The sequence below is a fragment of the Paramaledivibacter caminithermalis DSM 15212 genome (genome assembly GCF_900142245.1).
Lineage (GTDB): Bacteria > Bacillota > Clostridia > Peptostreptococcales > Caminicellaceae > Paramaledivibacter > Paramaledivibacter caminithermalis.
The window spans coordinates 38,788-63,938 of sequence record NZ_FRAG01000008.1 but is presented as its reverse complement, the minus strand read 5'-3'; the positions used below and the strand labels follow the sequence as shown (position 1 = coordinate 63,938).

General features: G+C 29.6%; 19 protein-coding genes. 7 read left to right on the top strand and 12 right to left on the bottom strand.

Going from position 1 to position 25,151, the window contains the following annotated elements:
- Positions 1-15: 15 nt before the first annotated feature.
- The 8 genes from BUB36_RS04820 to BUB36_RS04785 all read right to left on the bottom strand — a co-directional run bounded on the left by BUB36_RS04820 (position 16) and on the right by BUB36_RS04785 (position 12,708).
- Positions 16-1,188 (bottom strand): aldo/keto reductase, encoded by a 1,173-nt coding sequence (locus BUB36_RS04820; protein ID WP_073147577.1) that lies wholly within the window; start codon positions 1,186-1,188, stop codon positions 16-18.
- 403 nt (positions 1,189-1,591) lie between these two features.
- Entirely contained in the window at positions 1,592-3,586 is a 1,995-nt protein-coding gene (locus tag BUB36_RS19215; protein WP_073147575.1) for a glycosyltransferase, read from the bottom strand.
- A gap of 60 nt (positions 3,587-3,646) precedes the next feature.
- Positions 3,647-5,437: a TPR domain-containing glycosyltransferase gene (locus BUB36_RS04810; RefSeq protein ID WP_165613030.1), complete on the bottom strand. Its 1,791-nt coding sequence runs from the start codon at positions 5,435-5,437 to the stop codon at positions 3,647-3,649.
- A 301-nt stretch (positions 5,438-5,738) separates the two neighbouring features.
- Positions 5,739-6,479, bottom strand: coding sequence for a DUF6385 domain-containing protein (locus tag BUB36_RS04805; RefSeq protein WP_073147571.1), 741 nt, complete (start codon positions 6,477-6,479; stop codon positions 5,739-5,741).
- 180 nt (positions 6,480-6,659) lie between these two features.
- A complete protein-coding gene (locus BUB36_RS04800; protein ID WP_073147569.1) occupies positions 6,660-7,520 on the bottom strand; it encodes a DNRLRE domain-containing protein in 861 nt (286 codons plus the stop codon).
- A 494-nt stretch (positions 7,521-8,014) separates the two neighbouring features.
- Positions 8,015-9,391, bottom strand: a complete 1,377-nt coding sequence (locus BUB36_RS04795; protein WP_242655717.1) for a SpoVR family protein — start codon at positions 9,389-9,391, stop codon at positions 8,015-8,017.
- A gap of 10 nt (positions 9,392-9,401) precedes the next feature.
- Positions 9,402-10,589 (bottom strand): sporulation protein YhbH, encoded by a 1,188-nt coding sequence (yhbH, locus tag BUB36_RS04790; RefSeq protein ID WP_073147565.1) that lies wholly within the window; start codon positions 10,587-10,589, stop codon positions 9,402-9,404.
- Positions 10,590-10,788: 199 nt separating this feature from the next.
- Entirely contained in the window at positions 10,789-12,708 is a 1,920-nt protein-coding gene (locus BUB36_RS04785; RefSeq protein ID WP_073147563.1) for a PrkA family serine protein kinase, read from the bottom strand.
- A 1,345-nt stretch (positions 12,709-14,053) separates the two neighbouring features.
- Between BUB36_RS04785 and BUB36_RS04780 the strand changes: the two genes are divergently transcribed.
- Genes BUB36_RS04780 through BUB36_RS04770 form a run of 3 tightly spaced genes read left to right on the top strand, consistent with a single transcriptional unit; the run spans position 14,054 to position 16,983 of the window.
- The gene (locus BUB36_RS04780) at positions 14,054-14,404 is read left to right on the top strand and encodes a hypothetical protein (protein ID WP_073147561.1); all 351 of its coding nucleotides are present in this window, start codon (positions 14,054-14,056) and stop codon (positions 14,402-14,404) included.
- A 23-nt stretch (positions 14,405-14,427) separates the two neighbouring features.
- Positions 14,428-15,375, top strand: coding sequence for a glycosyltransferase family 2 protein (locus tag BUB36_RS04775; protein ID WP_073147559.1), 948 nt, complete (start codon positions 14,428-14,430; stop codon positions 15,373-15,375).
- A gap of 3 nt (positions 15,376-15,378) precedes the next feature.
- A complete protein-coding gene (locus BUB36_RS04770) occupies positions 15,379-16,983 on the top strand; it encodes a DUF6056 family protein (RefSeq protein WP_073147557.1) in 1,605 nt (534 codons plus the stop codon).
- A 173-nt stretch (positions 16,984-17,156) separates the two neighbouring features.
- On the opposite strand, the gene trmB is transcribed toward BUB36_RS04770, so the two are convergent.
- Positions 17,157-17,801 carry a tRNA (guanosine(46)-N7)-methyltransferase TrmB gene (gene trmB / locus BUB36_RS04765; RefSeq protein WP_073147555.1) on the bottom strand — a complete coding sequence of 215 codons (645 nt, stop codon included), beginning with the start codon at positions 17,799-17,801 and terminating at the stop codon, positions 17,157-17,159.
- A gap of 56 nt (positions 17,802-17,857) precedes the next feature.
- Positions 17,858-18,589, bottom strand: coding sequence for a sulfite exporter TauE/SafE family protein (locus BUB36_RS04760; RefSeq protein ID WP_084111709.1), 732 nt, complete (start codon positions 18,587-18,589; stop codon positions 17,858-17,860).
- 346 nt (positions 18,590-18,935) lie between these two features.
- Between BUB36_RS04760 and BUB36_RS04755 the strand changes: the two genes are divergently transcribed.
- On the top strand, positions 18,936-20,195 hold the full coding sequence (locus BUB36_RS04755; protein ID WP_073147554.1) for a [Fe-Fe] hydrogenase large subunit C-terminal domain-containing protein: 1,260 nt from the start codon (positions 18,936-18,938) through the stop codon (positions 20,193-20,195).
- 14 nt (positions 20,196-20,209) lie between these two features.
- Here the strand turns inward: BUB36_RS04755 and BUB36_RS04750 are convergent, their stop codons facing one another.
- Together BUB36_RS04750 and BUB36_RS04745 are read right to left on the bottom strand one after the other, a co-directional pair.
- Entirely contained in the window at positions 20,210-21,046 is an 837-nt protein-coding gene (locus BUB36_RS04750; protein ID WP_073147552.1) for a CvfB family protein, read from the bottom strand.
- A 162-nt stretch (positions 21,047-21,208) separates the two neighbouring features.
- The gene (locus BUB36_RS04745; RefSeq protein WP_073147550.1) at positions 21,209-21,691 is read right to left on the bottom strand and encodes a flavodoxin family protein; all 483 of its coding nucleotides are present in this window, start codon (positions 21,689-21,691) and stop codon (positions 21,209-21,211) included.
- A gap of 491 nt (positions 21,692-22,182) precedes the next feature.
- Between BUB36_RS04745 and BUB36_RS04740 the strand changes: the two genes are divergently transcribed.
- The 3 genes from BUB36_RS04740 to hydG all read left to right on the top strand — a co-directional run bounded on the left by BUB36_RS04740 (position 22,183) and on the right by hydG (position 25,098).
- Positions 22,183-22,464 carry a TM1266 family iron-only hydrogenase system putative regulator gene (locus BUB36_RS04740; protein ID WP_242655716.1) on the top strand — a complete coding sequence of 94 codons (282 nt, stop codon included), beginning with the start codon at positions 22,183-22,185 and terminating at the stop codon, positions 22,462-22,464.
- Positions 22,461-23,516, top strand: coding sequence for a [FeFe] hydrogenase H-cluster radical SAM maturase HydE (hydE, locus tag BUB36_RS04735; RefSeq protein ID WP_073147548.1), 1,056 nt, complete (start codon positions 22,461-22,463; stop codon positions 23,514-23,516). Before BUB36_RS04740 ends, hydE begins: the two co-directional genes overlap by 4 nt.
- 79 nt (positions 23,517-23,595) lie before the next feature.
- Positions 23,596-25,098 carry a [FeFe] hydrogenase H-cluster radical SAM maturase HydG gene (gene hydG, locus BUB36_RS04730; protein WP_207550757.1) on the top strand — a complete coding sequence of 501 codons (1,503 nt, stop codon included), beginning with the start codon at positions 23,596-23,598 and terminating at the stop codon, positions 25,096-25,098.
- The last annotated feature ends 53 nt before the right edge of the window (positions 25,099-25,151 follow it).

Sequence of the window (25,151 nt, the reverse complement as noted above, 5' to 3'; positions counted from 1 at the left end):
ACCATTTTAATACAATTAATCAATAACTCTCCACTGCATTCCTGAAAAATCCTTTACTGAACTTAAGACTTGGTCAACTTCTTTCAGTGCTTCACTAATTTTAATGCCCTGTGGACATTTTTCTTCACATTTTCTACAGCCTATACAATTAGAAGCTCTTAACTTTTTGTTGAATGTATTTTGATAATTATAAGCTACATTTTTTAAATCACCATAAATAGATGCATTGTTATAATAGGTGAAATTTTGAGGTATATCAACACCAACAGGACATGGCATGCAATATTGGCATTTTGTACAATTGACCTTTATTTTCTCATAATATTTATTTTTTACCTTTTCAATAAGCTTAAGCTCATCTTCTGTTAATGAATCAGGCTGGCAATTGCTAACTATTTCAATATTCTCTTTAATGTGGCTTATATCATTCATTCCACTTAATATAACCTTAACCTCTGGAAAGTTAGCAAGCCATTTAAAGGACCATTCTACAGGTTTTCTTTTGTTTTCAGCCGTATTCCACAATTCCTTAATATCCTCTGAAGGATTAGCAAGTAACCCACCCTTTAATGGTTCCATTATTGCTACAGCTACACCCTTTTCTCCAGCATACTTTAATCCCTTTAATCCAGCTTGTATATCTGTATCTAAATAATTCAATTGTATTAAACACATACTCCAATCATAGGAATCGATAATTTCTTTAAAGGTTTCAAATTCATCATGTATGGAAAAGCCTGCATACTTTATTTTTCCTGATTCCTTTGCTTTATCTAAGAATTTTAGTACATCCATTTTCTTTATTTTATCCCAGGTTTTCTTGTTTAAAGAATGTAAAAGAAAAACATCTATGCAATCAACATCAAGTCTGCTCATCTGCTCATCTAGTAGCTTTTCAAAATCATCATATGTTTTTGCTAACCATACAGGTAGTTTAGTAGCCACCTTTACTTTATCCCTATAACCACCCTTAAGAGCTTTACCAACAACAACTTCACTATTGCCATCATGATAAATATATGCACTATCAATATAATTTACGCCATTATCTATTGCATATCTTAAAAGATTGATAGCTTTTTCTTCATCGATTTGGGAGTTTTTACCATTTACAACAGGCAATCTCATGGTTCCAAAGCCTAAAAGGGAAGTATTAAAATCTTCTTTGCCAAATTTTCTATATTCCATAACTTATCCTCCTCACAAAATACTATCTAAGATACATTTTATATAAATGGGAGTAATATAGTCAAGTTTACCTTTTATAATAAGTATGTTTTCTTCAAAAATTAACCCTTTACCATAAATTGAAGTCTTTACTTAAATTCCTATAGTCTTTGCAAGATTTGATTTTTCAATAAAGAAATTTGGAAGTACTAAGGTCCTTCAAAAATGTATACCAGTATAATACATATGATTTTAAATATCAATCAAGAATACAGAATACATATAATAAAGCTCAAAAAGAAAATTCTTTTTTGCAAAAGAATCCTCTTAAAGTATTTCAATATTAATAATTAAATCATACTAAAACTAACTCTCATACTTACTTTTCTATTTTTTTAATATGACAAATATCCCCATGGCTTATTTATCTCATATCCCATTTTATAAGCCTTGGATTTTTATCTAATATTGTTCTGTACTGATTCATACTTCCGTATTTTCCTTTAGGATCTAATTTCATATACCTATTATATTTTTCTATTCTTAATGCTTCATTAGACCATCCATAATGCTTTAACCTTAAATTACACTGACATCCATTAAGTTTGTTTATATTTTTCGGAAATCTTCCGCAGTGTTGTGGTGTTTCATTCCATATATAATCAAAATTGGGCTGATATCTTATCAAGAACATTCTATAGTATTTATGTGCTGTCCAATAAGTATCTTCTCTGTAATGGGATTCATTCCACATATCGTATAGCCTAAAGCCATAATAGTCAAATTCAGATTGATTTATCAAAGGATGTATATAATCAATAATTTTATCTTCAAAAATTTCATCAGCATCTAAACATAAAATCCAATCGGGATTCGTCATTTCTGTTATCTTCCATAATTGTTTTCGTAAAGAAACTTCATTTTCAAAGCTGGAAACTTTATTTGAAACAATATTTACAAGCTTATTCTTTAATATATTTTTACAAACCCTTACAGTATTGTCTTCACTTGCATCATCTAAAATTACTGCATTATCTATATACTGAGCTGCATGGGATAAAACTTTATTTAAAAATTTATTTTCTTCATTCCTTACCAGCATCATAAGAGTCAATTTGTTATCTTTACTTTTAGCTATCCTTTCCTTTTCTTTTAAAAGACTATCCAAGGAATAACCAAGTATATTTATATCTTTATCATTTTTTAATGAAATAAAGTTTATCAACCACTTTGATTCTCTATTCTTCATTAAATTTAAGCTGCATGAAAAGATTCTCTGTCTTTCCCTATCAGATATAACAAATCTAGCTTTGACCTGTGCTTTTTTTTCATCAAACTCTACAATATTTAAATTTAAAAGACTAGCTGTAACTTTTACTTTATTATCTATCAGATATTTTATTATTTCATTATTTGTTTTTGTCATTTTTCCTGTATAGTACGAAGATAAATATTTTAATGCTTCAAATCCAGTAACAACTCTATAATCGCATGAATAAAATTTTTCTATAAATTCCTTTACTGTATTGATAATATTTGATTCTACAGAAGAGTTCTCAAAGCTACTTATATCTAAACTATTATCTTTACGGATTTCTTTTTTATATTTTTCCACACCTTCAATATCACTTTGTCTATATATATGATAGGCTGGATAGGTTGTATCAACAAACAGCTTGAAACCTAAAGAAGCAGCCCTTATGGAAAAATGTCTATCTTCTCCCCAAAAAGACACATTATAGATTTCACTATAATTAACTCCATTGTCTAGAGCATTTTTACTTATTAATGTACAAGCTCCAAGTCCTCCAACTTCATATATCCCTGGCTCCTTTAATTGCTGTATAAAGCTATTGAATCTCTTAGCTGCTTCTTCCTCCGTCAATTTTTCTTCTCTACCCTTCTTTATTAGTGAATATTGGTCATACAACCATATCTGTGGAAGTGGCTGGGACTCTGGATGCCATTTTGTCCAGAAAATTTCAGAGATAATATCCTTTTTGGTAGAAATTAAATGTTCAAGGGTCTTTGGATGCAAAACTATATCCGAATCTATTAAAAATAGATAATCGTAATTATTTTTTTTACAATAATCAATGATAATATTTTTATAGTCTGCAACCTTCCATATTAAGCTTTCCTTCCAATGATGAGTGTTTTCATTGCAAACATATTTTCCTTTCTTATTTCCTTTTTGAATTATAACCTTTTCCTTTGACTTTTCATTAAAATCTTTAAGTAAATTTTGAGATAGTATTTCATCATTATCATCAATGAAAAAATAATCTGCTATAATATCGTTTTTATAAATACTATCTAAAGACTCTAAAAAATGCTTTAAGATATTTGATGCCTGACGTATAGGACTTCCTATCAATACTTTTGGCTTCCTTTTTGGTGCTTTATTATTACTATCCACTACCAATACCCCTATTCATAAATAATAATTGAATTAATATTTTAATTTTGTTTTATCATATCATCTAATTTCCTTATATAGTATCTCTACTCCTTTAGCATCAATAGCATTTAATTCTTTAATAGATCTCAATATCTCTTTTACTGCCATTTCTTTAAATCCATTATTGTGATACATTGCTGCAAGCTCTAGTAGAACTCTATTTGACTCCAAATAATTTAATACATGTAGCAGCTTTTCAAATAACTCAAATTCCTGTGCTTTTAATACTTCAACTATTATCTTCATTATTAATTTCAATGCCTTCTCATGGTCATCTTCTTCCAACAAAATAGCTTTATTTTCACCTAAGAAAACATTATAAAGCTGCAAATATACTCTATATAAAAAGCTTTCATTTCCATTTTTTATATAATTAAGAACTTCCTCTGAATAATCTGTATCTGTAATTAGCCCACAGATAAAAATATATTTTAAGCTTTCCTTATATTCATTGCTTTTTTTAGATAATGTATTAAATCCACTCAAAGCATCTGTATATTTTTTTTGATAAAACAATATTCTATTAATTTGAAAATTTACCTGTTGGTTATTTTCTTCTAATTCCTTTGCTTTTTCTAAATACCCCTTTGCTAAGTCATATAGTCCTTCAGTAATTAATACATCTGAAATTAATAAAAGATTGGATACATGCTCTAAATTGAAGTATTGGGATAGCTTATATGACACATATCTTTTATTATCATAAAGTTTATTTAATAGAGCACCGATTTTATAAATTGGATTTTGCAGATATGGGTTAAGTTTTAAAACCTCCTCAAAACATTCTAAGGACTTGTAATAATCCTCAAATTGAAAATATATCTCTCCCAATGCCTGATAAGGTCTAAAGGTTCCACATCCATTAAGAAATTCCAGCTGGCTAGGTGCTTCTCCCAATTCTAAACATTTATTAAAGCTATCTATGGCCAAAGTATATTTCTTATTTTTTAGATGTATCCATCCCCTTATTAATTCCAAATCAGTAAATTCAGGATATATTTTTAAACCTTCTTCTATGGCCTGTAATGCTTCTCCATATTTCCCCAATTCGTCTAGGCACATAATTCGTCTAATGACTAGCTTTGATGCAAATCCATCATTCCAATTCAAATTATCATAAACTGAATTAAAAAGCTTTAATGCCTTTTCTTTATTACCCATTGCAAAATACTCATTACCTAGATTGAATAAATGAAATGGATTATGTGGATTTGCCTTTAGCTCTTCTTCTATAATAGAAATATTTCTATTACGCTTATTTTTTTCAATAGCAACATTATTTAAATATCCATAATGGAAAATACGGATATCTTCCGTGGAAAAATTTTTATAATCCATTTTATCAGTTACACAAGTAATTTGTTCGTGAATAGCTCCTATAAATTTATACTTCTTATTGTTCCTAAGAAGACGAAGATTTAGATTGGAAACTACATCATTACTAGGTATATTCCCTACAAAGCTTAATGTTTTAAAATAATGTCCATCTTTTTTTGAGTCATTGATGACTTTAGTATACTTTTCATAGTCTTCCTTATTAAACTCATCATCTCCATCCATTAATAAAATCCAATCTTTAGTTGCATGCTGTATTGAGAAATTTCTTGCATTACTAAAGTTATCATCCCAATCATAATAAAATATCTTTGCATTAAATTTTTTGGCAATCTCTACAGTATTATCCCTTGATCCAGTATCTACAATAATCATCTCATCAACTAATTCTTTTACACTACTTAAGCATCTTTCCAAGTGCTTTTCCTCATTTTTTACAATCATACATAAACTAACAGTTCTATTACGCTTCAAAATACTCCTCCTTTCTACATCATCATCTAACATAATTCTAAATCAACTCATTATTCTTTATACCACGGAGGTTTAAAACCCCACAGGCTATATAAAAACAAAAATTTTGTTTGCAAGCCTGTCGAGTTAAATTATTGAAATTACACGCTCTTAATAAATAGATATTCATATAGAACATGTTTTGATACTATTGCTTTAAAGTCTTAAATGGGATTGTATTATAAAAAGGCTAGGGAAAAACTTAACTAGAGAATCCTAAGTTTTTTCCTAACCTAAAAATTTTATTATCATCTATTACTTATTAAACTTGTGCATTATAATATACATCAAATGAGCATTCTTCTCCTCCAGTGTCATAATATAATCTTGTATATCTTAGATATCTACCAGCTACAAGGACAGTCTTATCTCCTGATGCTAAAGCTACTGCACCACTTGGATCATCCATAAAATAACTGTCTGTGTTTATTGGACTAATCTGTAATTGAACTGTAAGTGTATTGGATCCAGTATTGAATACATAGAAGGAATATTCACTTTGTTCTCCAGTATTCTGAACAAATGTAGCAGTTGCAGCAGTAACATCGTCAAATGAAGCACTTTCTTCAGTGAAAAGTCTTGAGGATAGCTGTATACTATCTGTTGCTCCTGATAATGGTCTTATATCAAGATTCTCTGCTGTCACTGTTACCGTTTCTTTGATAACTACACTGTCCGTTACCCCTGATAACTGTCTTATGTCAAAGTTTTCTGCTGTCACTGTTACTGTCTCTTTGATAACTACGCTGTCTGTTACTCCTGATAACTGTCTTATGTCAAAGTTCTCTGCTGTCACTGTTACCGTTTCTTTGATAACTACGCTGTCTGTTACCCCTGATAACTGTCTTATATCAAAGTTTTCTGCTGTCACTGTTACTGTACTTACCATAAGTCTGCCATCAGAATCTGTTTGAAGCTTTTTAGTCTTACCATCTTGGTCTACACCATTTATAAGAACTTGAAGCTGTTCAGCAACACCATTAAAAACTATATTATTGGGCAATTCACCTAACCCCCTTTCTAAAGAAAGATACTTTACCCACTTATATTTTATGTCACCTTCTAAGACTTGTGTAATCTTTTCAGATTAATTATTTGTGGATAAAGCAGGGATGTATTTCCCAGTCATATATTATGTTACTCTTATTAAATTGTGTGTATCTTTTTAATTTTCATCAACTTATTATTCTTGAGCTTGAAACCATATTCTGACCCTAGATGTCTCATCTTTATTTATATTTTTAACTCTTACCCTTATAAATTTTGCAAAAACATAGGGTATAAGCCTTATAGTTTCATTCTTTCTTATCATTGCTATCTTATTATCTTCAATAAAATTAATTCCGTCAGGACTAATTTGCAGGTCAGCAGTAATTGAATTTTCTCCTAAATTTTGGATGAAATAAGTTATGGTTTTTGTTAGAGAAGTATCTCTAATAGTTGAAAAATGATAGGATGTATTCGTATCAAATTCTTCTATTCCTTCAATAAATTTAGTTGGGATTACTCTACATATACATTTTGATTCTAATTTGTAAACTATCTCTACTATAGGTCCAGAATCTGTATTTGTTGTTGTCATTAGTCTTACATATCTTCCATCTTTTTTTTCATCATTTTTAATGATAATACCATAATTAGGAATTTCATTATTATACCACTTTCGAACTATTGAAGTAATATCGAATTCATTATGCGTTCCTTTACCCATATTTAAGCTTTCTCCACATATATCTGAGCTAAAAGACGGCTGATTCTTCCAATTAACTGTATTTACTAACCAATTTTCTGTTAAAGCGTAGGGGGTAACTTTTTTAGGAGGCATTCCCATAGTGTTTGAAAAGCTTGTTATATTAAATTTGGCCTTTATTATGATTGCATCTTTAGGAAGAGAAGTTATGGGAAATTTAAATAATATTCTACAAATACAGCTGCTGGTATATCTCCCCAAAAACATTGCTGGCATTTCAGAAAAATTCTTTGATGGCTGACTTGATAAAATCTGCGCAATTTCTATATTAGTATTTACATATAATTGTTCCAATATCTCTCTACCCCCTCTCTAATTACATATTGGCTTCTATTATTCTATTTCCAATACATGGTTTTTCTATTTTATTTTATGTTACTAATATATATATAGATACTGTTTTTTTATTTTATACATTTCTTATAAATCTTCATTAAAGCTATTTAACCTAAGAAACAAAGGCGTGTGATGACGCATTTTAGCTGCAAGTTCCATGTTCTAAGTTGAAAGTATCAGGATCTTTCCCTATAAAGTTCCTTCTTTTGTGAAAAAAAATCCGACTCATGTTTAACGAGTACGGATTTTGGGAAAAAACAAATTTTTTTTTGCAAGAAAAATTTTATAGGTATATTACTAAATATATTTTATAACTGAGGAAATTGCATAATACATTTAAAGAATTTTTCAATACAAAATGTAGTAGAGAGAATCAAGAAAGCTATCTACATATTGTATTTCAAAATTATTAGTGTTAATTATGCAAGTTTCTCAACTAAGAAAATATATTGTTACCCTCCTGTCATAGTAATAGTTTTATCGTCATTACATACAATCGTCTTTTGAGAATTGTTAACAGTAGTCTTCAATAGCACTTTTCTCCCCCATAGGTCAACAAGATATTTTAATGTTTCATATGCATAATTTAGCTCCAGCTCTCTACCATCATATTCATGAATCAGTACAAGTGATTTATTTCTTGGCAATATTTCTTCAACCTTAATATATGGTATCCCGCCTATCCCAACAGTATTAGCCAGTGTATCTCTAAGCTTCTTCCAACCTTTCTTATCTGCTATTTCTTCTATTATATAGTTATTTCCTTTTTTATTATATTGAAAAATGTTCATTTCAACAGCCAGTTCTTCTGTAAAATATTTTCGAATAAAAGACTGATCTCGCTCCAGCCTTCGAACTTCAAATATTTTTTCCTTTCCATATTTTTTCTCAATATCTTCAAAGATTTTAAATCCAAGATAATAAGGATTGATTCTACCATAAAATGGTCGTATAATCTGATTATGCCTATTTAGGAACTCCATGTACAAGCCCTGTGGCAATTCTAATTGACTTAATATCTTATAGTGCCAGTGACTTGCCCAGCCTTCATTCATAATTTTAGTTTCAATTTGTGGAATAAAATATTTTGTTTCTTCATTTACAATATGAATAATATCCTTTTCCCAATTCTTTAAATCGCTATATTCAATCAAGAAAGACATAATATCATCTGTTGGTTCTAAAGGTATTTTATTTATACAAGGAAAAGTAATTTCTTTTTTATCATCTAGAGGACCTGTGGACTTTAAATCATCATAGTATTTATCAAGCATTCTTTTCTTTTTCTCTTCTCGTGACAGTTCCTTTAATCCAATAAATCTTCTAGTATGATATCTTATTGCATGGGCTGCATCTAATATACGTTCTACCTTCTCATATCCAATAGTTGGATCTTCAATATAATTTCTGATTCTATCAGCATGATTTTTGAACATTTCTATAGTGTAATCTGCCTTTGTACCTTCTGCAAATAATCTATTATTTTTAAAGAAATCGTTATGCCCATAGACATGGGCCATAGTAAGTATCTGTAAAAGCAATGTATTATCTCTCATTAAATATGCTATGCAAGGATTTGAGTTGATTACCATTTCATATGGTAGACCTTCTAGGTTATATCTATAAAGGGTCTTTTTACGCTCATAGGCCTTTCCATAGCTCCAATGCGAGTAATGAGAAGGCATTCCCACATATGCTTCATAACAAATCATATCTTCATAATTACATATCTCATATTCCTGAGGATACCAATCAAGTCCTTCAGACTTTGCAATATCTGTAATTTTTTTATCCCATTTTTCCAGCTGCTTAGAAGTATATTCCATCATAGTTAAATCATTATTCCATAAGCCCCTCTTCCTTTTTTAGTAATTTTTTAAGAGCAGGAATAATATCCTCCTTTCTTGAAATAGTAACAACGGAAAAGTTTGGAGCGTTGACATTTGCTATAAATTGAGATTTTATTGAGCTTGTTGGTATATATCCTCCTACAACTATTTGTCCATATCCGAAAAGATTACAAGTTTCACATAGCTTTTTAGCTTGTTCAACTGCTTTTTCGTTATCTTCTCTCCAATTATCTCCATCGCTGCAATGAAAGGCATAGACATTCCAAACACTAGGATTATATCTTTTCTCAATAATTTCTAAAGCTTTTTCATATCCACTACTTATATAAGTTCCACCAGATTGTCCTTTATGAAAGAATTCATCCTCATTTACTTCTTTAGCTATAGTTGAATGGGATATAAACACCACCTTAACATTTAAGTATTTCAGCCTTACAAATTGATATAAAAGGAAAAAGAAGCTTCGAGCTATATATTTTTTTGTAATATTCATGGAGCCTGAGGTATCCATGATACATATAACAACTGCATTACTTTCCCTTTTTACATCCTTTCTTAGATGATAATATCTTAAATCATCTTCTTTAAAAGGAAATCTTTCTCTTTCTTCATTTTCTTTATCTCCATTAGAAGCTTTCTGTTTTCCCCTTTTACTGGCTTTTTCTCTTTTTATTTTTTCTATTACTGATCTTTTTTTAGCTAAACGAGGCTTTATACCCTTTCTCTGATATCCTAACCGCTTAAACTTTTTCTCAGATTCTATCTCATGAAATTTTTTTCTTTCCATGTATGGTAAATCCATATCATCAAATAGATAATTAATTAATTCTTCAATAGTGATCTCTGTCTCATATATATCTTCACCTTCATTATTTCCGGCTTGATCTATATCCTGACCCTTTTCTATTTCATCACTTCCTATTATGTCTCCTCTTTTTTCATCACCCTTACCTGAGCCTACACCAGGTTTATTTTTTCCATATATAAATCTATATTCCTTTATTCCCTTTATGGGTATTTTTATCTTTTTATCCTTACTCTTTCCTATAATACTCTCCTCAGCAATAATATTTCCTATATTTTTTTTGATAGAATCGTCAACTAGTTTTCGATGTCTAAATCTATCTTCTGCAGAGCGATCTCTTCCTCTGCTGTCAAATTCCCTAAATACTGCCAAATCTTCACCTCCTATAAGAGCAAATGCGTCTAAAGACGCTTAATTAGGTTGAGGTTCCATTTAGGGTGGGTCTTTTAAGTATAGGTTAAGGTTAAGAATTCCAAGTATTCTCTTAAACCTTCATTTTACTCCAAAGCTATGACCAATAATCTTAATCTTAACCTCGACCATTAAGCCTTTGACTTCATAGAATTTTCAACTAATCCTTCCATAGGTTATTTGCAGCATATTTTAGTATCACATTGCAGCAGTGTTCACAATATCCATTTTTCTTCATTTCTTCTACCATGGCATTATATTTTTCTTTTTGCTCCTTATCCCTTACCTTTGTACGAGTAATAACTCTACTTAATTCCCTTACTGATGCTGTAAGCTTCTTTTCTATAGCTTCTTTTAGAGGTTGATAACATGTATAATCGATTTTACCGCCATTTCTCATAACATAAAACATATAGGAAGTAACATCTTGTCTGAATCCTTTGGCAGAACTGCCTGTTATATTAATTTTTTCTTCTATTGATTTTAAAAACTCCTCATCGGGTTCCAGCTCTTCACCAGTACTTTCATCTTTAATCTTACTTTTATTTACAAAGGCTTCTGCATGATCTAAATAATTATTGAATAAATCTTCAGCCTGCTCTTTATATCCATGTATAAAGGCCTTTGTAACTTCACTTTCCAATATTTTGTGATATTCTTTTTTAATGGTATTTTGAAGAAAATTTAAATACTTCTTTTTTGTATCCTCCCCGATGGATAACTCCTTCACCGCTTTAACAAATGTCTCTAGAACCGATATAGGATTAATACAATTGTGTTCTGATTCAGCTATTGAATGGTCTAAAACCTTCATTATAAATCTTGTGGATATACCTGTCATTCCTTCTCTAGGTGCTTCTTCCTTTAGTTCAAATATATCTATTTTTTTAGTAGTACCCTTTTCAACAATCTCCTCACCATTATAAATTTTTAACTTAGTAAGAGGATTGACCTTCGATGAAGGGGCAAGTCTTGTTAAAATGGCAAACATAGATGCTACTTCTATAGTATGGGGTGCAATATGAGCATTAAATTTACTTCTTCCTAATATCTTATTATATATTTTTATTTCTTCATCTAGTTCAAGACAGTATGGAACCTCTATCTTGACAATTCTATCCAAGATAGCTTCGTTAGTGTGGTCTGATTTGAATTTATTCCACTCACCCTCATTAGAATGGGCTAGTATAATGCCATCAAAATAAATCATTGACGATTTTCCTGGAGATGGAATACTTTTTTCTTGAGTAGCAGTAATCATAGTATGAAGATATTCTATCTCATTTTTAAATACTTCAATAAATTCAACAATGCCTCTATTACCTACATTAAATGCACCATTTAAAGATAGTACCCTCGGATCATCCTCAGGATATAAATCTAGCTTTGATATGTCTACAGAGCCAACTAGTACAGAAGTGTCTTGATTGTTTGGATCGACAGGAGGAACTACACCTATACCCTTTCTTGATCTAATGCTAAAATCTACAGTTTCTATTGGAAAGTTTTCAAATTCGTTATTATATTCATTTTTTAATCTATATCGACATACGGGGCATAAATCTCCTTCAATTTTAACATTTAATAATTTTTCAAACTTTTCTCTAAGATGATTTGGTACTAAATGAAGTGGCTCTTCCCTCATTGGACACCCCTTTATTGCATATATTGGATCACTTTTTTCAAGTCCCTTTTTCAGCACCTCCATTATAGATGATTTTCCCGCTCCAACTGGGCCAACAAGATAAAGCACTTGACGAGATTCTTCACCCTTCATGGCAGCCGTTTTAAAATAATTGACTATTTTCATTAAGGTTTTGTCTATTCCATAGAAATCTTTGAAAAAATTATACTTCTTCACAATGTCATTACCATATATCCTTCTTAGTCTAGGATTTTCTGCCGTATTAATAACTTCTACTCCTTGATCCAATATTACTTTAAACATTCTTTCATGTGCAAGCATAGAAAAGTCAGGATTTTCTTTTAATATCTCTAGATAATCCAGAAAAGTCCCGTCAAAGTTCTTACTTTTTCTTTCCTCTCTATCTTTACTAATAATCTCGGTAAATCTAACCATAAATATCAAAGCCCCCTTTTATGAGATACCAATTATAATTAAGTAAATTACATAATAGATATGATGCTTTGCCTCTAGAGATTTTTAAATTATATGATAGTGAGTTTTAAGCAAAATCATTATGCAATTTACTCTATCAAAATACTTTTTGTTATTATACATATTTATGTGATTTTTATGGATTTTAAAACATCAAATATTTTAAATCTAGTTTTCTTTTAAAGATAGAAGATTTATCTATTTTAAATCTTTTAAGGACAGACATAAGGTTAAGTACTTTATCTGTGATATTGTCAATATTACTAAAATTTATTGTAACTAGTTTAATGAACTTTTAAATTCCTTTATCTGTTTCTGCACCGCAACCCGATCCTTTAATTACCAAAACTTAGAACTAGCAAATGCTAATGTGGAACTAAAAATAATTAATAAACAACTAGTGAAACTTTAATTTTTTTTATTTTTCTTATAAATATATCTCCTAATATATATTTTTTTAAATATATAAATTTTTTCTATACAAGGGTTAAAATCGAAATAAAAAATGGTGAAATATAATCAAAAGACCAAAAATAGTAATTAATATTATTGATTACCATACCACAATAAAAAAGTTATTTTAAATTACTAAAATACCTAAACAGATAAAGGCTTAAGGAGGTATTTATGAATCGATCAAAATTTATAATTAAAAAGAAAAACATGATTATTTGTATAGATTTAGATAGCATACTTTATTTTGAAAATTCTTTAAGAAAAGTAATTGTTCCTTAAATCTAACTTTATGACTTATATATGTGTCACCAGATGCAATTTCAGTATAGATATTTTTATTTAAATAGGTCTTCTACTATCCATATATCTAGTCCAAATTTCCATAGAGATTTATATGATTGTAACTAGAAAGTGAATAGCTAATAAAAATTTATGAAATTATTAAAATAATATTGCTAAATCTTCATAGTATGGAATGTAAAATAAGGATTTGAAATGGTTATAGAGGTGTTAGAAAAAAAGAATAAATACAAATACATTTATATACATAGTCTAATTTAAATGAATATTATTAGTTCAACTCACAAAATTGTGATTTTGAAAATGAAGACTTGTCAAAAAAATTTTTCATTGTAATTATTTCTAATTAAATTACTCAAAATGGCTATAGAGCAATGTTTCATAAAAACATTCCACTAATTACCTTATGAAAATAATTTGACATTTTTTTAGACACACTTATCACAAAATTCGTTGTTAAACCTAAATTTTATTCTTTATTTTTTTACTAATATATAGTAATATATCTATATATTATAAAAAATAATAAAATATTGCTATAGGGGTAAATATGATTTATTTATTAATATCATTATATTTGTTTTTTACAGTATCAGGGCTTGTATTGCTTAAAATAGGTGGACAAACCTTTAGTTTTTTAATTGAAGATGGTAAAATTCATATCATTATGTCTTGGAAGTTCATGTTAGGATTTGCTTCATATGTATGTTCTTTTATAATATGGACATTTATGCTGCAAAAATTTAATTTGACTTATATGTATCCTATTTTAGTAGGTTTAGCTTATGTTTTAGTTTTATTTGCAGGATTTTTTATATTACAAGAAAAACTTACAATTTTTAATGTCATTGGTTCTTTAATTATTCTTATAGGTATAGTGCTAATGAATATTAAAAAATAAAACTACAAAATGGAGGACTTATTTTGAAGAAGGGATTATTAAGTATTGTAGTACCATGTTACAACGAAGAACAAGTTTTAGACTTGTTTTACAGTGAGATAAAAAAAGTATTAAATAAGATAGAATATGACTATGAAATTATTTTCATTGATGATGGAAGTACAGATCATACCCCCGATATTGTTAAAGATATTCATAAAAATGATAAACAAGTTTCTCTTATTAGCTTCTCTAGAAATTTCGGAAAAGAGGCTGGAATATATGCTGGTCTTAGTAATGCAAAGGGAGACTTAATTGTTGTAATGGATGCAGACCTTCAACATCAACCTAAAGTTTTATTAGAAATGTTGAAATACATTGAAGAAGGCTATGATACTGTAACTACACAAAGAATTGATCGTGAAGGCGAATCTTTTTTGAAAAGAATATTTTCAAATTTATTTTATAGCATTATGAATAGATTTACAGATGTTAATCTTGTAAAAGATTCTCAAGACTTTAGGCTAATGAAAAGAATTGTAGTAGACGCAATACTTAATCTAAAGGAGTACAATAGGTTTTCAAAAGGTATTTTTAGCTGGGTTGGTTTTAAAACAAAATATATTAAAGTGGATAATGTTGAAAGACCCGCAGGTGATACCAAATGGAACTTTAGAACTCTTTTTAACTATGCTATAGAAGGTATACTTGCTTTTTCTACAGTGCCATTAAGATTTGCCACTATTATTGGAATACTTATATCTTTTGGTGCTTTTTTACTTCTTTTGCAAGTTATTATAGAAGCCTTATTCTTTGGTATTAAAGAGCCAGGCTATCCATCTATGATGGCAGTGATACTATTTATAGGTGGAATTCAAATTCTCTTAATTGGGGTTGTATCTGAATATATAGCAAAAATTTATTATGAAATAAAGTCAAGACCTAAATATATTATTAGAGAGTACATTAAGCCAACTGAAAGAGAGGGTTAATTAATGGAAATCAAAGTAAAATATTTTTTTAAAAAGTATTGGCATTACATAGTTTTAAGTATTTATTTTATATTGCTTGTTTATCAACATAGCTTTATTCATATGTACGGAGATGATTATTATTATGGAACTTTTTTAAAAGATAATTTTTTTAAAAAGCATATAGAACATTATATGTTCATTAATGGTAGAGCACTTGTACACTTTATAGTTTCACTAATGTTATACTTTGAGACAAAACTTTTTATGATTGTGAATCCATTGATGATTATTGGAGTTATAACTCTAGTAGCTAAACTTGCAGCAAAGGATAAAGATGATTACAAAATTGCTATAGCTTCTGGAATCGTCTTATTTTCTATGCTAAGCATTAACATTACAAGGCAAAGTGTTTTTTGGTTAGATGGATCTTTTAATTATTTATTTCCTATGTTACTGGCCCTAGCAACAATTTATTTGTTGAAAAAAAGTATTTATACAGGCAAAACTTACTGGTATTTACCTGTACTAGGTCTATTGGCTGGTATGACTGTGGAACAAGCTACTGCTATAACCTTTGGAGGAATTCTACTTGTCCTACTAAGTTCGAAGTTTATCAATAATAAAAAACTGCGATTCAATCATTATCTAACGTTAGTGCTTGCATTTTTAGGGGGATTAACAGTGGTCTTAGCTCCAGGCACTTTTATGCGTGCAGAAATAGAAGGAACTAACATAAATATAATGGAGAATATAAAAAAAATTAAAGAAATGTTATTTCTATACAAAGATATGCAAGTTTATAATTCCTTGTTATTAATTTGTGTGATATTTTGGTTTTCATTAGGAAAAGATAAAAAGTTTTTAAGCAAAGTTTTATTTACCCTTAATGTTTTTTTCTTTATACTTGTGTTGAAAATTGGAGGTAATTATACCGCCCTAATGCCAATAGATATTACAAGCAAGTTGATCTCAGTAGTAGTTTTACTAGGCATATTAACATTTTTAATTGGTCTTATATATTTAGCTCTTTATAATTTAATTATTGAGAAAAAAGATATAATTTTGATAAGTTTGATACTCGCTATTGGAGCACAAATTATGATGATTATATCTCCAGTCTATGGATATAGAATTTTACTTTGCACAATTATTCTATACTTTATACCTATTATTTCTACTCTTATAAAGTTTAAAGAAAATCAGTATATATGGTGTTTAGTAGCATTAATTCTTAGTATACATATAATAAACACTAAATTAACACTTATATGTACTGGGTTAATTATTTTTGAATATATAAATAATCAGTATAATTCTTCACTGTGGATTAAAAAATTAAATTCAGTTATTGCAGTTTTATTAATTGTAGCTATTACTTCAATAGCTATTTGGAACAATATTAACGGTTACAAAATCAATCATAATGCACATATATATAATAAAACTGCTATACAACGATATTTAAAAAATGGAGCATCTAGTAATGATACCATAATTCTTAAACAAATGCCTCTGTATGATTATGGTTGGTCATATCCTTATGTTAATCCCTATCACATGAAGGTTATGAAACTGTATTATGGAATAGATCAAGAAGTCAATATTGAATATGAACCGTATAATTAAAAATTTATACAAAATAAGGGTATGTATATTCTGAAATTAAAAATCCTAGTTTTCTATTACAAATTCTACATTGGTAGGCAAATAAACTATTTTAACTATGAAGGAATTATTGTAATCAAAAGGGATAAAGGTTCATTTAAATACTGAACTTCTATCCCTTAATGTTTTAATAGTTACTTTTTAGGGGAAATAGCTATAAGCTTATTTATGGCTTGTCCTCTTTTTACAAATTTTTCTTCATATTCTGTCATGACATTTCCTTCAGCATACTGGCTGTTATGTAAATCCCTAGTAATCAAACAAATCTCCCACCCAGCTTCTTTTAATTCTTCTATGGAGAAATCAAACAGGTCTACATTGTCTGTTTTGAAATGAAGCTCTCCTTTGGGAATTAAAATGTTTTCATAGATCTTCAAAAATTTTCTGTAAGTAAGCCTTCTTTTAAAATGTCTTTTCTTTGGCCACGGGTCAGAAAAATTTAGATAAACTCTATTAATCTCACTATCAATAAATATTTCTTCCAGTTTTCTTATATCTGAATGAACAAAATAAAAATTCACAGCTAGATTTTCTGGAAGCTTATTAATTCCCCTTATAATAACCTTTGAATTTCTTTCAAAGGCTAAATAATTTATATTTGGATTTTTCTCAGCCATTTGCACTATAAATCCGCCCCTGCCAGAGCCGAACTCTACATGTATTGGATTCTCATTATTGAATAACTTATTCCAACTTCCCTTATATTCTTCTGGCCTAGTAATTACTTTATCATGGTTTTGTAGTCTCTCAAGTCCATCTTTCACATACCTTAATCGCAATTCATTCATCCTTTCCTAATTTACATAACAAATATAGTATATGCAGTGGATATATCTTATCTTAATCCAGAAATTATTGATAATATTCCCATTATAACTATTAAAACTGTGGTTAACTTTTTAAATGTCTCTTCTTCAACTTTATTTCCTAGCTTAACCCCAATCAATACTCCTACAATTAATGCAGGTAATAAGTAACTAGTAAACTTTAGAACTTCAATAGTAATAAGCTTTTTATATATGAATATGGCTATAGTCATAATATTGAGTATCCAAAAATAAGCAGTAAGTGTTGCTCTAAAAACTTGCTTTTCAGTCCCTTGATTAGTCAAAAACAATATTACAGGTGGTCCACTTATACTAACACTTCCATTTAATAATCCACTGACAATGCCAACGGGTACATAAGCCAATTTTTCATTATCAACCTTAATCTTATATCCAAAATGAAATAATATTGACGATATAGTTACAATCACACCTACTATGATTTTTAATATGCTTTCATCTAGGTTTATAAGGAGATTTGCTCCTATAGGAGTAGCAATAACAGCTGATATGATTAATAAGGATATTCTCTTTAATTTTACATATTCTCTAATTTGATAAAGAATAATAGAATTCATTATAAAACTATATATTACCAACATTGGAACTATTATTTTTAGTGGCAAAAATATACTTAAAAGAGGAACTGACAGTAATGAAAATCCAAAGCTAGTTGCTCCTTGTACGAGTCCTGCCGAAAATATCACTATAAATCCTATCATAATTAAAATTACTTCCATTGTCATACTCCCTTCTAAATAAATTATATGGATTTATAAATTCACTGTATATAGTATATATGATACTAGAATATTTGTCATCAACTCTATTTTCATATTATTATGATTTATTAAAACCAAAGGCGTCTGACCACGCATTTTAGTTGCGAGTTCCAAGTACTAGGGTCTTTCTAAAGATAATCAGCTTTAAGGTTTAATAAATTTCAAATATGCCAATAAAATTTTTATTCTTTGTATTTTCAAAAAAGCAATAATAGTGTTACAATTATATATATGATGTCATAGGAATTGCAAATGAATAGTAATTATTATTAAAGTTGTCATACTTTTAAACGGAGGGATTATTATGGGAAGCTCATTTCACTCTGTAATTCTTAAAGAAGATTTATGTATTGGATGTACAAACTGTATAAAGAGATGTCCCACGGAAGCCATTAGAGTACGAAATGGAAAGGCAAAAATTATTGAAAGCAAATGTATAGATTGCGGTGAATGTATTAGACGATGTCCAGAACACGCAAAGGATAGTGTTTCCGATTCCCTTGATGAAATTAAAACTTATAAATACAAAATTGCTTTACCTGCTCCAAGTCTTTATTCACAATTTGGTGAAAAAGAAGACCCTGGCAAAATTTTGGCAGCCTTAAAAGCTATTGGATTTGATGAAATTTTTGAAGTCTCAAGGGCAGCAGATATTGTTTCAGAATACACAAAAAAAATAGTTGCTAAATCCAATATTAGACCTTTACTATCCTCTTCATGTCCTGTTATAGTAAGATTGATACAAGTAAGATTTCCAAACCTGATTAAACATATACTTCCAATAGAATCTCCTGTTGAGATAGCTGGAATAATAGCAAGAAAGCGAGCTTCAGAAAAACTAAAAATTAAACCTTCAGATATTGGCATCTTTTTTATTAGTCCTTGTCCAGCTAAAGTAACCAGCGTCAAAAGACCAATCGGTTCAAAAAAGTCGTCTGTTGATGGTGTTATATCTTTTAAGGAAATCTATCCATATATCGTAAGAAATCTCAAATTAGTAAAGGAACCATTACCCTTTTATTTATCTGGAAAGGGCATTGGTTGGGCTAGAGCTGGTGGAGAAACCTTTTCCCTTGGGATTAGCGACTATATATGTGTCGATGGAATTGAAAATGTCATTAAGATTTTAGATGACATAGAAGATGGTCGTCTGTCTGGCATCAGATTTGCTGAGCTTTTATCATGTACCAATGGCTGCGTTGGAGGAGTATTAACCATCGAAAATCCTTTTATTGCTAGAAATAGGATAAGAAGACTTTCTGAAAGCTATTTATCTGAAGAACCAGTTCTTGACTATGATTTATCAGAGGATGATATATACTTAAAAGAAGAAATAATTCCTATAAAAAATAATGTTTTTGGTGACAATTTTGTTGAAGCCATGAAAAAAATGTCAGAATGTATGGAAATAAAGGAACAGCTTCCTAGCCTTGATTGCGGTGCATGTGGTTCTCCTTCATGTCAAGTTATGGCGGAAGATATAGTGTTAGGTGAAACAAATATGGACGATTGTATGGTTTTATTTAAAAAGAAATTTGAAAAATCATCAAAAAAGGAAGGTTGATTTAATCCTTCCTTTTATAATCTTTCAATACCCTTTTCAGTCAGCTTGATTTTTCTCTCTTTCAACAGCCTTCCTACAGCTCTTTTAAATGCACGTTTACTCATATTGAGTTCATCTTTAATTTTATCTGGTGGACTACTATCATTTACTAACAAGGTTCCACCTTCTAAATCTAATTTATCTAAAATTATTTTTACATCCTCATCCATTTGTTTATATGCTTTTTTCCTTAAACTTAAATTCAATTTACCATCTTCTTTTACTTTAGTTATTCTAACCTCTACTCTATCTCCACATTTATAATCACCATATAATTCATGTTTTGGTATTAATCCCTTGTATTTATTATCAACTGCCACAAATGCTCCTATATCTCTAGATATACCATAAATAGTTCCATAAACTTTGTCATTCTCTTTGAATGGTGAATTATTACTTAATTGTTTGTTAATATTCATGGTAGCACATAGCCTATTGCTTTTATCAACATACATACCAACTAAGTATTTTCTACCTTTATGTACTTTACATGTCTGTTCTTTAAAGGGTAAAAACAGATCTTTTTCTAATCCCCAATCTAGAAATGCTCCAATTTTTGTAATTTCTACTACTTCTAAGGCTGCCAACTCACCAATCGTTATCTTTGGTTTTCTTGTTGTAGCTATCATCCTATCCTTTGAATCTCTATAAACAAAAACTTCTATTTCATCTCCTACCTCAATATTATCAGGAACTTGCTTTCGTGGTAATAAAATATCTTCATCACCCCTATTAGACTTTGAGTTTAAATATGCACCTATTTGTGTTAATCTAACAACCTCTAATTTCTGAAATTTACCTAACTCCAGCATGTTTTCACCTTCTTTAATATAAATAGTATTTTATCCTTATAGTTCTTATAGGGATTTAAGTAAAGACTTTAATTTATACATGTCCAAAACGCCCAGAAACATTGCGTATTTGTACATGTATAAATTAAGTTTTACTATGTAAATCCTATATATATAATTCCACTACTTGAACAATTTATTTACACTATCAGCAACCCTTTCAGCAAATAATTCCACCCTTTCCTTCTGCTCTGCGGTTCCATCTTTTATACATACAGCACCAAAGTGGGTATATGGTTGTCCTTTACTACCACCTACAGAATATACAAACATTCCCTTTACTAATAATTGGCTTAGTAGAGCCAACTCTGCATTATCTGCTCCCCCACCTAAATAATTTTCCGTAGCAAATACACAACCCACTTTCCCCGCTAATTTAAGCTTACATGTATCCAACCATTTTTTCATTTGCCATGAATATGTGCCTGCATATGTAGGTGTTCCGAAAAATACTACCTTGGCTTCTTCAACAAATCCTGTATCAACATCATCAATAGTCATACATTTTGTATTAACACCCTCTACTTTTTCAGCTCCTTTAGCAACAAGCTTTGCAACTTTCTCTGTATTTCCTGTTTCACTGTGGTAAATGATTGCTATTTTCATTCCCTATCAGCTCCTTAATTTTTGTTTATCAATATATTAAGCTCTACTGACCCTTTATATCTCATGTCTAAAAACAATTAAAATGTATTATAAAGAATCATAATTTGTAACATTATTCCATAATCATAATATCATAACAAATTAATTTCTCAAACTTTTCATAGAAGCTTTCAATAATATTATTATTGAAATATATTATTATTTATTATATAATAGATACAGATAAATACATCAATGCTATATTATAGCAATTTTTAGTTTCAAATTTTTAGAGAGTAATCTTTAAAAATTTGTTGTATAAAATAGTAGCCCTTCCGAAGAAGAAACATCTGATTCGAAAAGGAACTACGGCATATGTTATGACAACTTTTTGCTAGTTTTTTAAAGCTATATTAATGATTTCTATTAGTATGGTCCTATTATAGTTTTTTGTCATAATAAATTTAAAGCCGAGCTTTCCTTTTAGGAAAGTTTTTTTATTTTATGAGTAGATGAAAAAGGAGATGGTTCAAATTAAAAGAAAAATTGCTGTTATAGGTGCTGTATTGGATAATCCTAAGGATTGTCAATCTCAATTTAACGATATAGTATCTGATTTTAAAGGAGTTGTAAAGGGAAGAATGGGTATTCCCTTTGATGCCGAAGGAGTTTCTGTAATCTCTATAATAGTATATGGGACATTAGATGAAATAAATAGCTTAACAGGTAAGCTGGGCAATATAAAAGGTGTAAATATTAAAACATCATTTTCAAAGAAAACTATAGAAATATGAAAAAAATACTAAACAAGTTATATAGCACTAATAATTTGGAAAGAAGAGAGCTTATAAAACTGTTAAGTAGTATTGATAACAAACATAAAAAAATTCTTTTTGAGTATGCAGATATAGTCAGAAAAAAGATATATGGTAAAAAAGTATTTTTGAGGGGAATTATTGAATTTTCTAATTACTGTAAGAATTCATGTATGTATTGTGGGTTATATGCTTCCAACAAAATAATCAATAGGTACAGAATGAGTAAGTTTGAAATAATGGAATGTTGTAAAAAAGGATATGAGATGGGGTATCGTACTTTTGTTCTTCAAAGTGGCGAAGATCCATATTATACTGATGAAATGCTTAAAAGTACTATTTCCAGTATTAAACATGCCTTTCCTGATGCTGCTATAACTTTATCCATAGGTGAAAGAACCAAGCTGAGCTTTAATATGCTGTTTAATGCAGGTGCAGATAGATATTTATTAAGGCATGAAGCTGCAGAAAAGAATTTATACGAAAAACTACATCCTCACATGAGTCATGATAATAGAATTAATTGTTTAAAAATACTTAAAGACATCGGTTATCAAGTGGGGGCAGGCTTTATAGTTGGACTTCCAAATCAAAGCCTTGAAGATATTGTAGAGGATTTGATGTTTTTAAAGAATCTAAATCCTCACATGGTAGGAATTGGTCCTTTTATATCACATCCTCAAACCCCATTAAAAAATTCTCCTAATGGTTCTGTTGATATGACCATCATTTGTTTATCTATTATAAGACTTTTGCTCCCCCATGTGCTTTTACCTGCTACTACTGCTTTAAGGTGCTTGGATGCTCATAGCTGGGAAAGAAGTCTTAAGGCTGGAGCAAATGTCATAATGACTAATTTAACTCCACAGGAACAAAGAAAGAAGTATGATATTTATAAGGGTAAAGGTAATACTGCTGATAATGCAAATACTCTGACAGTTGAAGTAAAAGATTTGATAAAAAATGCAGGATATGAGGTTGATATGGGTAGAGGTGATCATATTTCCATAAGTAAACTTAGCTTAATATAATACTAATTTTAATTAAATAAATACATTCTTATTATTTCAAATTTAAAACAAATAAATGACTTTTGAAAGGATGATTCATATGGCAACAATGTCAGTAAATGAGTGGGCAAATCAAGTAATTAAACAAAGTCAAATTGATAAATATCTTATTAATGGTAAGGATTTCATTAATGAAAAAGAGATTTCTGAAAAGCTTAAGCTATGTAAAAACAATGATAAAAATTATATTAGAAATATTATTGAAAAATCCAAATCAATTGAAACACTTACTCCAGATGAAGTTGCTTCACTCCTTAATGTAACAGACAACGATCTATGGGAAGAAATGTACGAAGCAGGTGCAGAGATAAAACGTAAAGTATACGATAACAGAATCGTTTTCTTTGCTCCTTTGTATTGTAGTAATCTCTGTGTTAATGGATGTAAATACTGTGGATTTAGAACCAACAATAAAGAAGAAAAAAGAAGAATACTAAATATGGATGAGATAAAAAAAGAAACTGAATTCGTTGTGGATGAAGGTCACAAAAGAATGATTGTTGTTTATGGCGAGCATCCACTTTCAGATATCGACTATATGTGTGAATCCATAAAAGCAGTTTATGATGTTAAGAAAAAATCTCCTAATGGTAATGGCTATGGTAATATTAGAAGAGTGAATGTAAATGCAGCTCCAATGTCAACTGAAGATCTTGTCAAACTCAAAAATGTTGGTATCGGTACATATCAAGTATTTCAAGAAACCTATAATCGTAATATATATAAAGAACTGCATCCATTTGGTCCAAAATCTGATTATAGATGGAGACTTTATGCCCTTCATAGAGCAATGGATGCTGGAATCGATGATTTAGCAATTGGAGCTCTCTTTGGTCTTTATGACTGGAAGTTTGAAGTTATGGGGCTAATTTATCATGCCTTAGATCTGGAAAAACAATTTGGAATAGGTCCCCATACTATTTCTTTCCCAAGGCTTATGCCTGCATCAGGTACATCATTTTTCTCAGATACTAAATATTTAGTGAATAATGATGAATTCAAAAAGCTTGTTACTGTTCTAAGACTAGCTGTGCCTTATACAGGTTTAATCATTACTGCAAGGGAATCTCCTGAGGTTCGAGATGAGGTTATTAATGTAGGTTGTACCCAAATAGATGCTTCAACAAGAATAGGTGTAGGTGGGTATAGTGAAAACAATGGTAAGCAATATAAAGAAAAGCAGCAATTCATGCTGGGTGATACCCGAAGCCTAGATGAAATGATTAAAATACTTGCAAAGAAAGATACCATTACTTCCTTCTGCACTGCGGGTTATCGATGTGGAAGAACTGGAGATAAGATAATGGGACTCCTTAAAGGATGTGTAGAAGGTAAGTTCTGTAAATTAAACGCTGTATTGACCTTTAAGGAGTATTTAGAAGATTACGCTTCTCCAGAAACAAAGATAGTTGGAGAAAAAGTTATACAAAAAGAAATTGATGAAATAAGTAACCTTCCATTTTTTAAAGAACATGGTCTTTATAATAAGCTTATGGACTACTATAATAAAATTTCCAAGGGTGAGAGGGATGTTTATTTATAAAGATTAGTTAAATATAAGTGGACAGTTTTTACTTACCCTATACAGTTAAAATT